The following is a 14,790-nucleotide window of genomic DNA, read 5'->3' on the forward strand; positions in this document are numbered from 1 at the left end:
CTGCAGGGCGCACGGGACGCGGGTGGACTCCTGGACGTCGACCCGCGCCGCTCGGCCACCGCGGGACTGACGTCCGACGGTGCCGGGATCCACCTGCAGCCGACGCCCGGTACGGACTTGGCTCTGCTGCTCGCCCTGACCCACGTCGTACTCCAGGAAAGCCTTGCAGACACCGCTTTCCTGGCCGAACGGGTCGACAATCCTGACTTGTTGATTCGTTCGACCGCGTCGTGGTGGCCGGAGCGTGCGGAGCGGGTGACCGGCGTACCGGCTGCGACCATCCGGCGTACGGCGCGCGTACTGGCGGCGGCTGCTCCGGTGCACGGTGGTGCGGGTGCGTACATCCTCACCGGGCGGGGCGCGGAGCAGCACAGCAAGGGCACCGACACGGTGACGGCTTGTATCAACCTTGCGCTGGTGCTCGGGCTGCCCGGGCGGGTGGGGAGTGGGTACGGGTGTATCACCGGGCAGGGCAATGGACAGGGCGGGCGGGAGCACGGGCAGAAGGCGGACCAGCTGCCGGGTTACCGGAGCATCGAGGAACCGGCAGCGCGTGCTTTTGTGGCGGGTGTCTGGGGTGTGGCTGCGGACGAGTTGCCACGAGCCGGGAAGAGCGCGGTTGAGCTGATCGATGCGCTCGGTACGGCGGACGGGCCGCGGGCGTTGCTGGTGCACGGGAGCAACCTGCTGGTGTCGGCGCCGAACCTTGCCTCGGTGCGCGAGCGGTTGTCCGCGCTGGAGTTGCTGGTGGTTGCGGATGTGGTGCCGTCCGAGACCGCGTTGCTGGCGGACGTCGTTTTCCCGGTGACGCAGTGGGCCGAGGAAGACGGGACGATGACGTCCCTCGAAGGGCGGGTACTGCGCCGCCGGGCCGCGGTGGCCGCGCCGGGCGAAGTACGCAGCGATCTCGCGGTCTTCGCCGGGCTGGCGGAAAGGCTCGGAATTCCGGGGTTTCCTACGGATCCGGCCGAGATGTTCGAGGAGCTGCGCCGGGCGAGTGCGGGCGGGAAGGCCGACTACTCGGGGATCACCTGGGAGCGGCTGGACGCGGGCGAGGAACTGTTCTGGCCGGTGCCTTCCGAGGGTCATCCGGGGACGCCGCGGTTGTTCGCCGGCGGTTTCGCGACGCCGGACGGGCGGGCGCACGTCGTACCGGTCGATCACCGGCCGGTCGCGGACGACCTGCGCGGGGAGGCGCCGCTGTACCTGGTAACCGGGCGGCTGTTGCAGCACTACCAGAGCGGGGCGCAGACGCGGCGGGTGCCGGAGTTGGCGGCGGCGGAGCCGGAGGTGTACGCGGAGCTGCATCCGCGGGTGGCGGCGCAGTTGGGGATCGGCGACGGGCGTCCGGTGCGGTTGCGGACCGCTCGTGGATCGATGGTGCTGCCGGCCCGGATCACGCCGGACGTTCGGCCGGACACCGTTTTCGTACCGTTCCACTTCGGCGGGGCGGAGGCGGTCAACGAGCTCACCAACGACGCGCTCGACCCGGTGTCGCGGATGCCGGAGTTCAAGGCGTGCGCGGTGCAGGTGACGGCGGCCGAGCTCGGCGCGACGGGGGTGCCGGCATGAGGGTCGTGATCATCGGCGGCGGAATGGCCGGGCGGCGGTTGGCGGAGTTGCTGCCGTCGTACGACGTGACCGTGCTGGGGGACGAGCCGTCGTACAACCGGTCGCGGCTGACCGAGTACGTCGCCGGCCGGGCCGAGGTTGCTGTCGGCAACGAGCCGGTGGTGGGCGCGGTTGCGGTGGATCGGGTCCGCCGGGTCGTTAGTGGCGCTGATGGGGTGGAGTATCCGTACGACCGGTTGGTGTTCGCGACCGGAGCCGTCCCGGTGGTGCCGGACTGGGTCGAGGGCGGGCTGGTGCTGCGGTCTGTCGAGGACGCTCGGGCGGTGGTCGCGGCGGCTGGTACGGCGCGGCGGGCCGTCGTACTGGGCGGCGGCGTACTGGGGGTGGAAACCGCTTGCGCACTGCGTGAACGTGGTGTTGCCGTCACGCTGGTCCACGACGGGGAAACCCTTCTGCACAAGACGATCCACCCCTCGGCGGGTCGTCGGCTGACTCGCGCCGTACGTCGTCTCGGCATCGAGGTCCTGCTGAACACCCAGCTGCAGCCCGGTCACCAGATCCACGGCGACCTCCTGATCGTCGCCTGCGGCGTCCGCCCCCGCACCGAGCTGGCCACGGGCCTCACCGTCCGGACCGGGATCGTCGTCGACGAAACCTTCACAAGCCCCGACGACCCCTACGTACACGCGATCGGCGACTGCGCCGAGCTGAACGGCACACTCACCGGAACGGTCACCTCGGCCTGGACCCACGCAGAACGACTAGCCACCCACCTGAACACGCGTGCACCCGTTCCTACCCCGGGAGTTGCTGGGGTTGAGGTTGTTCGGGTTACGGCGGGTGGGCTTGATGTGCTGGTTCTGGGGGGTAAGGACGACGTGGGGGAGGTTGTCCGGCTGGAGGACGATTCGCGGTATGTCCGGGCCGTCCTGCGGGACGGGGTGGTCCGGGCCGCGGTGGTGGTGGGGGCGCCGGAGGTTGCGGCGGAGTTGGTGTTGCTGGCGGATCGCGGGACGCCGGTTGTCGCGGACGGGTTGCTTGGCGGGCCCAACGAAGTACCGAAGAAGAAGGTGCCGACCGTGTGCAGGTGCAACGGCGTCACCAGGGTCGCGATCGAGGCGGCCTGGCGTGGGGGTGCCGACAGTGTCGCCGGCATCGCCGCCACGACGCGGGCGACGACCGGGTGCGGGACGTGCACCGGCGCCGTCGGCGAACTGCTCGACCGCCTCCGGCGCGGCGAGACCGAACCCGTCCCGAGCAGGAGGGCGACGATGGCAGAGCTGAACAAGGCCAAGCACGTGGTGGTGGTCGGCGGAGGAATGGTCGCCCACCGGCTGGTCGAGGCGCTCCGGCAGCGCGACACGGACGTCGGGTACCGGATCACCGTGTACGCCGAGGAGCCGCGGCTCCCGTACGACCGGGTCGCCCTGACCAGCTACTTCTCCGGCCGCGACCCACACGACCTGTCGCTCGGCGACCCGGACCTGTGGGACGACCCCGCGGTGAACCTCCGCAAGGGCGTGCGGATCACCGCGATCGACACCACCGCGAAGACCGTGACGACGGCGCGCGGCGAGGTCAGTGGGTACGACGAACTCGTCCTCGCGACCGGTTCGTCCGCCTTCGTTCCACCGGTGAAGAACAACGACGCCCAAGGTTGTTTCGTCTACCGCACCATCGACGACGTGGCCGCGCTCCGCGTCTACGTCGAGCGCCTGAAGTCCGAGGGCAAGCAGGTCAACGGTGTCGTCGTCGGCGGCGGCCTGCTCGGGCTGGAGGCGGCCGGCGCGCTCCGGGCGCTGGGTGCCGCGACGAAGGTGGTCGAGTTCGCGCCCCGCCTCATGCCGCTGCAGGTCGACGAGGGCGGCGGTGCCGCGCTGGCCCGGTTGATCGCCGACCTCGATGTCGACGTACTCACCGAAACCGCTTGCCAGCGGGTGAAACTCACCTCCCAGGGCGCGGCCCGCGCGATGGCTGTTGCCGACGGCCCCGATCTGCCGGCGGACGTGGTGGTGTTCGCGACCGGCGTCCGTCCGCGCGACGAGCTCGGCCGCGAGGCGGGCCTGGCGATCGGTGAGCGTGGCGGTGTCGTGGTCGACGAGGCCTGCCGTACGTCGGTGCCGGGCGTGTGGGCGATCGGCGAAGTCGCTTGTATCGAAGGCCGGGTGTGGGGATTGATCGCCCCCGGCTACACGATGGCCGAGATCGTCGCGGACCGCCTGCTGGGTGGCGAGGCGACGTTCCCGGGCGCGGACACGTCGACCAAACTGAAGCTGCTCGGCGTCGACGTCGCGAGCTTCGGTGACGCCTTCGGTATGACGGAGGGCGCGCTGGACATCGTGTACGCCGACCCGGTGGCCGGCGTCTACAAGAAGCTCGTGCTGTCCGACGACGCCCGTACCCTGCTCGGCGGCATCCTGGTCGGCGACGCGTCGGCGTACTCCGGACTCCGCCCGATGGTCGGCCGCGAACTCGGCGCCGACCCGGCCGCGTTCCTGCTCCCGGAAGGCGCCGCACCGGCCCAGCTGGAACTGCCGGACGACGCACCGGTCTGCTCGTGTAACAACGTGTCGGCGGGCACGATCCGGTGCGCGGTACGGGACGAGGGCTGCACCGACATCAAGTCAGTGTGTGGGAAGACTCGCGCGGGCACCAGTTGCGGATCCTGCCTGCCGATCGTCAAGAACCTCCTGAACACCGAGCTGACCAAGGCCGGCGTCGAGGTCAGCAAGGCGCTCTGCGAACACTTCGCGCTGTCCCGCGCCGAGCTGTTCGACGCGGTCCGGGTCACCGAGCTGCGTACGTTCAGCGAGATCGTCGAGCGGCACGGCACCGGCCGCGGCTGCGACATCTGCAAGCCCGTGGTGGCGTCGATCCTGGCCAGCATCGACCCGGCCGGGCACGTCCTCGACGGCGAGCGCGCGACGCTGCAGGACACCAACGACCACGTGATGGCGAACATGCAGAAGGACGGCACGTACTCCGTCGTCCCGCGGATCCCCGGCGGCGAGATCACGCCGGAGGGGCTGATCACGATCGGCGAGGTGGCGCGTGACTTCGGGCTGTACACGAAGATCACCGGCGGCCAGCGGGTCGACCTGTTCGGCGCCCGGATCGAGCAGTTGCCGGCGATCTGGAAGCGGCTGGTGGACGCCGGGTTCGAGTCGGGACACGCGTACGGCAAGGCGTTGCGGACCGTGAAGTCGTGCGTCGGCTCCACCTGGTGCCGGTACGGCGTGCAGGACTCGGTCGGGATGGCGATCGCGCTGGAGCTGCGGTACCGCGGGCTGCGCTCGCCGCACAAGCTCAAGCTCGGCGTCTCCGGCTGCGCGCGCGAGTGCGCCGAGGCCCGGGGCAAGGACGTCGGCGTGATCGCGACCGAGAAGGGCTGGAACCTGTACGTCGGCGGCAACGGCGGGATGACGCCCCGGCACGCGGAGCTGCTCGCGTCCGATCTGACCGACGAAGAGCTGTTCCGGACCGTGGACCGTTTCCTCATGTACTACATCCGGACCGGGGACCGTTTACAGCGGACCTCGGTGTGGATGCGGGAGATCGGCCTGGATCAGGTGCGCGACGTGGTGCTGAACGACAGCCTCGGCATCGCCGCCGACCTGGACGCCGCGATGGCGCGGCACGTCGACTCGTACGTCGACGAGTGGCGCGCGACGCTGACCGACCCGGACAAGCTGGCCCGGTTCGTGTCGTTCGTGAACGCGCCGGACCAGCCCGACGCCGACCTGCGGTACGTCGTCGAGCGCAACCAGCCGCGCCCGGCCACCCCGGCCGAACGCGGCCGGCTGGAGCCGGTCCTGCTGGCCGGTCCTCGATTGGAGGTACGCCGATGAACGTCTGCGCCTTCGACGTACTGTTGCCGGAGCGGGGCGTCGCCGCGTTGCTCGGCGACGTACAGATCGCGCTGTTCCGCACCCACGACGGGGAGGTGTTTGCCATCGGCAACCAGGACCCGTTCAGCGGGGCGAACGTGATGTCGCGGGGCATCGTCGGCAGCCGCGGCGACGTACCGACGGTGGCGTCGCCGATGTTCAAGCAGGTCTTCGATCTGCGCACCGGTGCCTGTCTGGACGATCCGGCGGTGTCGCTGCCGGTGTATCCGGTGACGATTCGCGACGGTCAGGTAGTGGTGGGTTCCGGTGATTAGGAGCGGTCCACTCAGCGGCTGCACGATCGCGGTCACCGCGCACCGGCGCGCGGAGGACCTGATCGCGTCGTTCGAGCGGCGCGGGGCGAAGGTGGTGCACGCGCCGACGCTGCAGATCGTGCCGGTCGCCGACGACCACGCGCTGCTCGAGGCCACCCGGCGGGTGATCGCGAACCCGCCGGACGACGTGGTGGTGACCACCGCGGTCGGGTTCCGCGGGTGGGTGGAGGCCGCGGACACCGCCGGGCTCGCGGCGGACCTGCTCGGGACGCTCGAGCAGGCACGGATCCTGGCGCGCGGCCCGAAGGCGCGGGGCGCGATCCGGGCCGCCGGACTGGTCGAGCACTGGTCGGCGCGGTCCGAGACGACGGCCGAAGTGGTCGAGTGGTTGCGCGCGCAGGGCGTCGACGGCCGGAAGATCGTCGTACAACTGCACGGGTTGTCCGATCCTGCGTTGCAGGAGGCGTTGCGGTCGGCGGGTGCTTCGGTGCGTGGGCTGGAGGTCTACCGGTGGGGTCCGGCGCCTGATCCGGTCGTGGTGGAGCGGATGATCTCGCAGGTCTGCGGCGGGACCGTGGATGCGGTGGTGCACACGTCGGCGCCGGGTGCGCAGGCGATGCTGGATGCGGCGGCGTTGAACGGGCAGTACGACGAGTTGGTGGCGTCGTTGCGGACCGGGCGAGTGCTCAACGCGTGCGTTGGACCGGTGACGGCGGGGCCGTTTGTGGCGTTGGGGTTGGAGCCGTTGGTGCCGGATCGCTTCCGGTTGGGGGCGCTGATCCGGATCGTCACCGACCGGCTCACGGACGACAACGCGCGGTCGATCGAGACGGAGTTCGGCCAGTTGGTGATCCGCGGCGGCGCGGCGGTGCTGGACGGCGTCGTACTGCCGTTGGGGCCTGGACCGCGGGCCGTGCTCGCCGCGCTGGTCGCGGCGGGCGGGGACGTGGTGTCGCGGCCGGAGCTGCTGGCGGTGCTGCCGGGTGCGGAGGACGTGCACGCGGTGGAGGTGACGGTCAACCGGCTACGTACGGCGGTCGGACGCCCGGAGCTGGTCCGCACAGTTGTCCGCCGCGGCTACCGCCTAGCCGTCGAGTCCGCCGGAGTACCGACGTGACCGATCTGATTGCGGTTGCGCATGGGACGGCGGATGCGCGGGGTCTTCGGGTCGTTCACGAGCTCGTGCGGCAGTTGGCGGTGCTGCGGCCGGACGTGCCGATCTCGCTGGGGTTCGTCGACCTCGTCACGCCCGCGCTGCCGGCGCTGGTCCGGCGCATCACGGAAGACACAGACCAGGCAGTCGTCGTACCGCTGCTGCTCAGCTCGGGATATCACGTGTACGTCGACGTCGCGGCCGAGGCCAGGCGCTACCCAGGGCGGGTCCACGCGGCCGCTGCGCTGGGACCGGATCCGGTGCTGGTCGACGTACTCGCGGACCGGCTGGGAGACCTGTCGCGGATCGACCAGGTAGTACTCGCCGCCGCCGGCTCGTCCGACCCGCGGGCGCTGGACGACTGCGAGACCACAGCCCAGCTCCTTGCCCAGCGCATCGATCGGCCGGTGCGGGTCGGGTACGTGTCCCGCGGTCACCTCGGCACGGTCCTCTCGCGGACCCCGGGCCGGGTCGCCGTGGCGACGTACCTCCTGGCACCGGGGTTCTTCAACGACCTCGTCCACCGCCACGCCGGCGTACGCCCGGTGACCGCCCCGCTCGCCCCGGACCCGCGCCTGGCCGCTCTGGCGCTGCGGCGGTACGAGCAGGCCAGGCCCGACACCGAGATCGTGGTGCCGCGTGACGGTGCTTGCTTGTCGGGTGGTGGGGGAGCATCGTGGGGGTGTGAACGGGAAGCAGAAGTGGGATGAACTGAGCCCTGGCAAGCAGCGGCTGATCGTGGTCGGCGCGGTGGCCGAGACCGTGCTGAAGGCCGTCGCACTGGCCGACCTCGCCCGGCGCCCGGCGTCCCAGATACGAGGACCGAAGCCACTCTGGGCGCTGGTCCTCACCGTCTTCAACTCCGTCGGCGCCGCGCCAGCCGCCTACTGGCTCTTCGGCCGCCGCAAGACCAGCTGACAGCCCGGTAGTTTGGGGGCACCATGCCTGAGGCCGCACACACGGTCCGGATCAACCGGCACCCCGCCGAGGTCTTCGCGTACTTCGCGGACGGCGAGAACGACCCGCAATGGCGTACCTCCGTCAAGGAGATCAGCCGGAACGGCCCGATCGGCCCGGGCGCGACGTACCACCAGCGAATCGCCGGCCCCGGCGGCCGCGCGATCCCCTCGGACTACCGCGTGACGGCGTACGAACCCGACACCCACCTGGCCTTCGAGGTGACCGCCGGCCCGGTCCGCCCGGCCGGCGACTACCGCTTCACCCCGGTGGAGGACGGAACCGAGGTGACGCTCAAACTCACCGCGAACCTCTCCGGCCTGAAGAAGTTCCTGATGACCAAGCCCGTCCAGCAGTCGATGAACTCCGAGGTCGCCGCCCTCGACCGCGCCAAACAAATCCTCGAGAGCTGAACCACCAACCCGAGGTGTGCCTCCTCTGCCCGGGTTGGGGAGGATTTACTGCCCGAACGGGGACGAGATCCTCCCCAACCTCCGGAAGCGAGTGCGCCGCTGCCGGCAGTAGGCTGCGGGGGGTGGGGATCTACGACGACTTGCTGAAGATGACTGGCGACCCGGAGAGTTTGGCGGGTGTTCGAGAGCAGATCCTGGGCTGGATCCTGCCTGGATTCATGAGCCGGGCCGAGGTAATCGAATGGGCGACGGAGTACGTCGAGGAACTGTTGACCGGTCGGCAGGTCGAGCAACTCGTTGACGAGTTGTGGCGTGCGCGGCTGGCCGAGCAGGAAGGCTGGCCGGCGCGGACCGACGCCGACGAGGTCGCCGCCGCGTTCGCTGAACTCGACGCCGTCGGGATCGTCGCCCGGATGAACTTCACGTGCTGCCAGACCTGCGGATCCACCGAGATCTACGACGAGCGCCCGGCCGACCGGCCCTCCACCGGTTATGTCTTCTTCCACTCCCAGGACGGCGAACGCCTGGCCGAGGACCCGGCGGTCCTGTTCCTCGCGTACGGCGCCTTCGACGCCACCGAGTCCGACTGGCCGGACCGCGCCACCGCCGTCGGCAGCCAGATCACCGCCGTACTCCGCGCCCACGCCCTCCCCGTCACCTGGAACGGCACCACCACCCAACGCATCCAACTGGGCCCCCTCACCTGGCACCGCCGCCTTCCCGAATCACTTCCAGGCGCCTGACCCGGGGGAGATCAGGCCTTGCTGGTGCGGAGGGCGGTTAGGTCGGCTTGGCAGCGGGCTTCTACTTCGGCGAGGTCTTGGAGGGTTTGTTCGATGTCGTGGCGGCGTTGTTCGAGTTCTTGGCGGCGGTGGGTGATCTGGTCGAGGAGGTAGACGAGTTGGCCTTCCTCGCCGGGTTCGGCGTCGTACATGTCGACGATCCTGGCGATCTCGTCGAGGGAGAAACCGAGGCGTTTGCCGCGCAGGATCAGGGCCAGGCGGATGCGGTCGCGGGGGTGGTAGACGCGGGTGGTGCCGCGGCGTTCGGGGGTGAGCAGGCCGCGGTCCTCGTAGAAGCGGATCGTGCGCAGCGTGACGTCGTACTCGGCGGCCAGTTCCGCGATCGACCAGGTCTCGGGCACCCGGCTGTTGTGCATGCTGCCCACTGTGCTTTACGTTTACGTAAGCGTCAAGCACGAAGGGGTGCCGCATGTTCGAGTTGTCGGCGGAGCATCAGGAGTTCCGGCGTAGCGTTCGTGACTTCGCGGCGGCGGAGATCGCGCCGCAGGCCGCCGAGTGGGACCGCAAGCACTACTTTCCGGTCGAGGTGGTGCGCAAGATGGGGCAGCTCGGGCTGTTCGGGCTGACCGCGCCGGAGGAGTACGGCGGGGCCGGCGGCGACTTCACCAGCCTGTGCGTGGCGATCGAGGAGATCTCCCGCGTCGACCAGTCGATGGGGATCACGCTCGAGGCCGCGGTCGGGCTCGGGATCAACCCGATCCTGACGTTCGGCACCGACGAGCAGAAGGCCACCTGGCTGCCCGACCTGGTCGCGGGCAACAAGCTGGCCGGGTTCGGGCTGACCGAGCCGGAGTCCGGGTCGGACGCCGGCGCCACCAAGACCCGCGCAGTACTCGAGGACGGCGAGTGGGTGATCGACGGCTCCAAGCAGTTCATCACGAACTCCGGTTCGAGCATCACGAGCGTCGTCACGGTCACCGCCCGTACGGGCGAGCGCGCGGACGGCAAGCCGGAGATCTCCACGATCATCGTCCCGGCCGGTACGCCGGGATTCACCGCGGAAGCGCCGTACGACAAGCTCGGCTGGCATGCCAGCGACACGCATCCGCTGTCGTTCGTGAACTGCCGGGTCCCCGAGGCGAACCTGCTGGGCCGGCGTGGCAAGGGGTTCGGCCAGTTCCTCGCGACGCTCGACGACGGGCGGGTCGCGATCGGCGCGGTCGCGCTCGGCTGTATCCGGGCCTGCCTGGAGATGTCGACGCAGTACGCCGGCGAGCGGCAGACGTTCGGCGTACCGATCGGCCGTAAGCAGGGGGTCGCGTTCCAGATCGCCGACCTCAAAGTGATGGCCGACGCCGCGGAGCTGCTCGTGTACCGGGCCGCCGCGCTGAAGGACGCCGGGGCATCGGTACAGGAGTTCAAGCAGGCGGCCGCGGTCGCGAAGCTCTACGCGACGGAGTCGGCGGTGACCGCGACCCGGATCGCCACCCAGGTGTTCGGCGGGTACGGCTTCATGGAGGAGTACCCGGTCACCCGGTTCTACCGCGACGCCAAGATCCTGGAGATCGGCGAGGGTACGTCGGAAGTGCAGCGGATGCTGATCGCCCGGGGCCTCGGCCTACCGGTGGAATGATGCCTAGGATGATTCAGCTATGACCCACGATCACTGGACTGAGGTCAAGGTCGCCCGCGAAGCGACGCTGGCACCGCCGGAGAAGGCCGCGGCGAAGCTGCGGAGTCAGAACAAGCTGTACGTACGCGACCGGATCGCGCTGCTCGTCGACGAGGGCAGCTTCGTCGAGGACGCGCAGCTCGCGAACGCGCTGAACCCGGGCCTGCCCGCGGACGGCGTGGTCACCGGACGGGCGCTCGTCGACGGCCGGCCCGCGCTGCTGGTCGCCAACGACCCGACCGTGAAGGCGGGATCGTGGGGCGCCCGGACGGTCGAGAAGATCGTCCGGGTGACCGAGGTGGCGCTCCGCGACGAGCTGCCGATCTTCTGGCTGATCGACTCCGCCGGTGCCCGGATCACCGACCAGGTGCAGCTGTTCCCGGGCCGCCGCGGCGCCGGGCGGATCTTCCACAACCAGGTCGCGCTGTCCGGCAAGGTCCCGCAGATCTGCTGCCTGTTCGGCCCGTCGGCGGCGGGCGGGGCGTACATCCCGACGTTCTGCGACATCGTGATCATGGTTGACGGGAACGCGTCGATGTACCTGGGTTCGCCGCGGATGGCCGAGATGGTGGTCGGCGAGAAGGTCACGCTGGAGGAGATGGGCGGCGCCCGGATGCACACCAGCGTCTCCGGCTGCGGCGACCTGCTCGCGGCCGACGACACCGAGGCGATCGAGCTCGCGAAACAGTACTTCTCGTACCTGCCCGGCTCGTGGCGTGCGCGGCCGCCGTCGTACGACGCCTCGGACGCGGGCCGCGACTTCACCCGGGACCTGGTGCCGGCCGAGGAGAGCGTCGGGTTCGACATCCACGACGTGATCGACGCGGTGCTGGACGCGGACACGTTCTTCGAGATCAAGCCGGCGTACGCGCCGGAGCTGGTGGTCGGGTTCGGGCTGCTGGCGGGCCAGGTGGTCGGGATCGTCGCGAACCAGCCGGCGGTGAAGGGCGGCGTACTGTTCGTCGACTCCGCCGACAAGGCCGCGCGGTTCATCTGGCTGTGCGACGCGTTCAACGTGCCGCTCGTGTACCTGTGCGACGTACCGGGGTTCATGATCGGCAGCGAGGTCGAGCGGGCCGGGATCATCCGGCACGGCGCGAAGATGATCACCGCGGTGTCCGAGGCGACCGTGCCGACGGTGTCGGTGATCGTCCGGAAGGCGTACGGCGCCGGGCTGTACGCGATGTGCGGGCCCGGCTTCTCGCCGGACGCCTGCGTCGCGCTGCCGACCGCGAAGATCGCGGTGATGGGCCCGGAGGCGGCGATCAACGCCGTGTACTACAACAAGATCCAGGAGATCGCCGACGAGGGCGAGCGGGTCGAGTACGTCGCCAAGCTCCGCGAGGAGTACGAGACCGACATCGACATCCTCCGCCTGGCCGCCGACCTGGTCATCGACGCGATCGTCGAACCGGAAGACCTCCGCACCGACCTGATCGCCCGCCTCGCCGCCGCCCAGTCCAAAGACCGGACGTTCTCCCACCGCCGACACGGGGTCCCACCGGTCTAGATAGTGTCCGGACCATGAGTGCAAACGATTTCGCGCTGAAGGTCCGGGCTCGGGAACAGTTGGTGGGGTACTGGATCACGCTGGACTCGCCGGCTACCGCCGAGCGGATCGGGCGGCTCGGGTACGACTACGTGGTGCTGGACGGGCAGCATGGGTTGATCGGGTATCAGGGACTGGTGCACGGGTTGCTCGCGATCGACGCGGGGGCGGCGATCGGGGCGCGGCCGTCGGTCGGGCTGGTGCGGGTGGAGGCGAACGATCCGACGCCGATCGGGCGGGCGCTGGATGCCGGTGCTGCCGGGGTGATCGTGCCGTTGGTGGACACCGCGGAGGACGTGGCGCGGGCGGTGCGGGCGGCGAAGTACCCGCCGGTGGGGGCGCGGTCGTTCGGGCCGATGCGGGCCGCGCTGCGGATCGGGCCGGTGCCGGCCGACAGCAACGCGCAGACCGTCGTACTGGCGATGATCGAGACGCCGCTCGGGCTGCGGAACGTGGCCCAGATCTGCGCGACGCCCGGTCTGGACGGGGTGTACGTCGGGCCGTCGGACCTCAGTCTCGCGCTCGGTGCGCGGTTCCCGGGGGATCCGGCGGTCGCGGCCGAGTTCGAGGAGGCGGTCGCGCTGATCGCCCGGACGGCGCGGGAGGCGGGGGTCGCGGCCGGCATCCACACGTTCGACGGCGAGTCGGCCAAGCAGCGGCTCGCCCAGGGGTACACGTTCGCCACGGTCGCCTCGGATCTCAGCCATCTGGAGGCGATCGCGGCGGCGCACCTGGAGACGGCTCGCTCCTAGGAACACCCCGGCGGCTTCTCGGGTTAAGTTCGAGGAGAGCAGATCGAGGAGGCCGGGATGAGGGCACCCGAGCGCGGCGCGTTGCCGCTGGGGCTGGCGGCGACGTTGGGGCGGGCGTACGGGCGGCTGACCGAGACGGTGCAGGGGCTGAGCGACGCGGACTTCGCGCGCGAGACCCGCTGCCCGGGGATGCCCGTCGGTCCGCTGCTGGTGCACCTGCTGTACGACGCCGAGCGCGCGCTGATCGCGTTCGCCAGCCCGGCCGTTGCCGATCCGGACCGGGACTTCGTCACGTACTGGAAGGACTTCCCGCCCGGCGCCGGGTCGGACACGAGTTTCGTCCGCGGCGTGGCGGCGTCGTACCGCAAGCCCGGCGTGCTGGTGCAGCACTGGCGGGAGCTGTCGGAGGCCGCCGTCCGCGCGGCCGCGGCCGGGCTGGCCACGAAAGGCCACCGGGTCGAGACCCAGGGCCACGTCCTGCGGGCGCGCGACTTCGTCGCGACCTTGGTGCTCGAGGCAACGGTTCATCACCTCGACCTGATCGTCGGGCTGCCCGGCGCGCCGGAGCCCGATCCGGAGGCGCTGCAGGTCACCGCGCGGACGCTGGACGGGCTGTTCGGCCCGGAGGCGTGGGACGTGATCGCCTGGGACACCACGACGTACGTCCTGAAGGCCACCGGCCGGGTCCCGCTCGACGAGGCCGACCACGACATGCTCGGCCCGCACGCGGACCGGCTGCCACTACTCGGCTAGCGGCTAGAACACCCCCGCGAACGGGTCTTCGAGGTCGTTCCAGTCGAGGCGGGCGAGTTCGGACTCGGTGAGCAGGCAGGCGTCGAGGATCGCCTGCAGCCGGGCCGGGTCCAGGCCCATGCCGGTCGCGACCACCGTGCACTCGGCCAGGTGCTCGGTCTCCGACCATTCGCCCAGCATCCCGAGGGACGCGCTGTACCCGGCCGACTCCCAGCGCACCCGCTGGGTCGGCCGGTTCGCCAGCCAGACCACGCCGCGGCTGCGGACGACCCCGTGGACGATGTCCTCGAGCGCGTCGTTCAGCCGGGCCGGATGCAGCGGACGGGTCGACCGCCACAGCACCGTCGTCACCCCGTCGTCGCTCGGCTGCACCCGGTCGGAGGTCGCGAGCTCACCGGCCCACGCCTCGGCGGCTTCGAAGTCGAACCGCCCGGTCCGCGCGACCGGGCCGTCCGGTACGCCGTCGACGCCGGCCGTCACCACGGTGGTCCGCGGGTTCAGGTGCTCGAGCAGGTGCTCCAGCCGTTCGGGCGACGTACTGCGATGCGCGTTCGCCAGCACGCACACGTCGGCGTACTCGATCTGCCGTGCGGTCAGTTCCGCGACGTTGCGCCGGTCCGGGAGGCCTAGTGCCAGCCCACGTTCGGCGAGCAGTTCGTCGCCGGATAGTTGCGCGACCAGCAGTACGGCGTCGACGACGCACGTGACGGTGTCGACCGCGATTTCCGGGAGGACCGAGACGAGCGTGGTGACCAGCGGCCGAGCCTCCATCGCCGGTGGAGCGGACAGCACGATGTGGTCCCAGTGCGCGCGCTCGACGAGCGTCTCCAGCAACGGCACCAGTGACTCGATCAGCTGACACGCGCCGCAGTCGTCGCCGACCGTGAACTCGCCCGCGTCGATCGGCCCGGACCGGTCCCGAACCCGCCAGGACAGCACACCACGACCCGGCAGCTCGTCCTGGTCCACCTCGACGACCACTGTGGTCGCGTCGGTCATCGCCTCCAGGACAGGCTCCCGCAGCGTCGCGGAAAGCCCCACCAACAAGGACAACGGAGTCTTCA

General features: G+C 70.5%; 14 protein-coding genes. 12 read left to right on the forward strand and 2 right to left on the reverse strand.

Annotated elements, in window-relative coordinates; all coding sequences use genetic code 11:
• From VFF46_RS09830 to VFF46_RS09865, 8 genes are all read left to right on the forward strand, one after another.
• Positions 1 to 1,572, forward strand: a 1,572-nt coding sequence (locus VFF46_RS09830; RefSeq protein ID WP_325036745.1) for a molybdopterin oxidoreductase family protein, incomplete at its 5' end; no start/stop codon positions are given.
• A complete protein-coding gene (gene nirB / locus VFF46_RS09835; RefSeq protein ID WP_325036746.1) occupies positions 1,569 to 5,420 on the forward strand; it encodes a nitrite reductase large subunit NirB in 3,852 nt (1,283 codons plus the stop codon). The genes VFF46_RS09830 and nirB, both read left to right, overlap by 4 nt.
• Complete coding sequence (nirD, locus tag VFF46_RS09840; RefSeq protein ID WP_325036747.1) at positions 5,417 to 5,734, forward strand: nitrite reductase small subunit NirD; 318 nt, start codon at positions 5,417 to 5,419, stop codon at positions 5,732 to 5,734. The genes nirB and nirD overlap by 4 nt, the downstream gene beginning before the upstream one ends.
• Positions 5,727 to 6,851: a uroporphyrinogen-III synthase gene (locus VFF46_RS09845; RefSeq protein ID WP_325036748.1), complete on the forward strand. Its 1,125-nt coding sequence runs from the start codon at positions 5,727 to 5,729 to the stop codon at positions 6,849 to 6,851. Before nirD ends, VFF46_RS09845 begins: the two co-directional genes overlap by 8 nt.
• On the forward strand, positions 6,848 to 7,597 hold the full coding sequence (locus VFF46_RS09850) for a sirohydrochlorin chelatase (RefSeq protein ID WP_325036749.1): 750 nt from the start codon (positions 6,848 to 6,850) through the stop codon (positions 7,595 to 7,597). Before VFF46_RS09845 ends, VFF46_RS09850 begins: the two co-directional genes overlap by 4 nt.
• Positions 7,572 to 7,805 (forward strand): PLD nuclease N-terminal domain-containing protein, encoded by a 234-nt coding sequence (locus VFF46_RS09855; RefSeq protein WP_325036750.1) that lies wholly within the window; start codon positions 7,572 to 7,574, stop codon positions 7,803 to 7,805. The genes VFF46_RS09850 and VFF46_RS09855 overlap by 26 nt, the downstream gene beginning before the upstream one ends.
• A gap of 23 nt (positions 7,806 to 7,828) precedes the next feature.
• The gene (locus VFF46_RS09860; RefSeq protein ID WP_325036751.1) at positions 7,829 to 8,257 is read left to right on the forward strand and encodes an SRPBCC family protein; all 429 of its coding nucleotides are present in this window, start codon (positions 7,829 to 7,831) and stop codon (positions 8,255 to 8,257) included.
• A 122-nt stretch (positions 8,258 to 8,379) separates the two neighbouring features.
• Positions 8,380 to 9,000 (forward strand): DUF6891 domain-containing protein, encoded by a 621-nt coding sequence (locus VFF46_RS09865; RefSeq protein WP_325036752.1) that lies wholly within the window; start codon positions 8,380 to 8,382, stop codon positions 8,998 to 9,000.
• A gap of 11 nt (positions 9,001 to 9,011) precedes the next feature.
• Here VFF46_RS09865 and VFF46_RS09870 read toward each other — a convergent pair whose 3' ends face one another.
• Entirely contained in the window at positions 9,012 to 9,416 is a 405-nt protein-coding gene (locus VFF46_RS09870) for a MerR family DNA-binding transcriptional regulator (protein ID WP_325036753.1), read from the reverse strand.
• 53 nt (positions 9,417 to 9,469) lie between these two features.
• On the opposite strand from VFF46_RS09870, the gene VFF46_RS09875 reads away from it, so the two are divergent.
• The 4 genes from VFF46_RS09875 to VFF46_RS09890 are packed head-to-tail and all read left to right on the forward strand — an operon-like array spanning position 9,470 to position 13,726.
• A complete protein-coding gene (locus VFF46_RS09875; protein ID WP_325036754.1) occupies positions 9,470 to 10,633 on the forward strand; it encodes an acyl-CoA dehydrogenase family protein in 1,164 nt (387 codons plus the stop codon).
• 19 nt (positions 10,634 to 10,652) lie between these two features.
• Positions 10,653 to 12,182: an acyl-CoA carboxylase subunit beta gene (locus tag VFF46_RS09880; protein ID WP_325036755.1), complete on the forward strand. Its 1,530-nt coding sequence runs from the start codon at positions 10,653 to 10,655 to the stop codon at positions 12,180 to 12,182.
• Positions 12,183 to 12,196: 14 nt separating this feature from the next.
• Positions 12,197 to 12,973, forward strand: coding sequence for an HpcH/HpaI aldolase family protein (locus tag VFF46_RS09885; protein WP_325036756.1), 777 nt, complete (start codon positions 12,197 to 12,199; stop codon positions 12,971 to 12,973).
• 57 nt (positions 12,974 to 13,030) lie between these two features.
• Positions 13,031 to 13,726 carry a maleylpyruvate isomerase N-terminal domain-containing protein gene (locus VFF46_RS09890; protein WP_325036757.1) on the forward strand — a complete coding sequence of 232 codons (696 nt, stop codon included), beginning with the start codon at positions 13,031 to 13,033 and terminating at the stop codon, positions 13,724 to 13,726.
• A gap of 3 nt (positions 13,727 to 13,729) precedes the next feature.
• Here VFF46_RS09890 and VFF46_RS09895 read toward each other — a convergent pair.
• Positions 13,730 to 14,790 (reverse strand): CobW family GTP-binding protein (locus tag VFF46_RS09895; RefSeq protein WP_325036758.1); only part of this gene is annotated, 1,061 nt, incomplete at its 5' end.

Origin of the sequence: Kribbella sp. (genome assembly GCF_035655035.1) — a bacterium.
GTDB lineage: Bacteria > Actinomycetota > Actinomycetes > Propionibacteriales > Kribbellaceae > Kribbella.

Excerpts from the sequence above, each read along its gene's own strand:
- nirB (WP_325036746.1), top strand. The coding sequence starts at position 1,569 with ATGAGGGTCGTGATCATCGGCGGCGGAATGGCCGGGCGGCGGTTGGCG.
- nirD (WP_325036747.1), top strand. The coding sequence starts at position 5,417 with ATGAACGTCTGCGCCTTCGACGTACTGTTGCCGGAGCGGGGCGTCGCC.
- VFF46_RS09860 (WP_325036751.1), top strand. The coding sequence starts at position 7,829 with ATGCCTGAGGCCGCACACACGGTCCGGATCAACCGGCACCCCGCCGAG.
- VFF46_RS09870 (WP_325036753.1), bottom strand. The coding sequence starts at position 9,416 with ATGCACAACAGCCGGGTGCCCGAGACCTGGTCGATCGCGGAACTGGCC.
- VFF46_RS09875 (WP_325036754.1), top strand. The coding sequence starts at position 9,470 with ATGTTCGAGTTGTCGGCGGAGCATCAGGAGTTCCGGCGTAGCGTTCGT.
- VFF46_RS09880 (WP_325036755.1), top strand. The coding sequence starts at position 10,653 with ATGACCCACGATCACTGGACTGAGGTCAAGGTCGCCCGCGAAGCGACG.
- VFF46_RS09885 (WP_325036756.1), top strand. The coding sequence starts at position 12,197 with ATGAGTGCAAACGATTTCGCGCTGAAGGTCCGGGCTCGGGAACAGTTG.
- VFF46_RS09890 (WP_325036757.1), top strand. The coding sequence starts at position 13,031 with ATGAGGGCACCCGAGCGCGGCGCGTTGCCGCTGGGGCTGGCGGCGACG.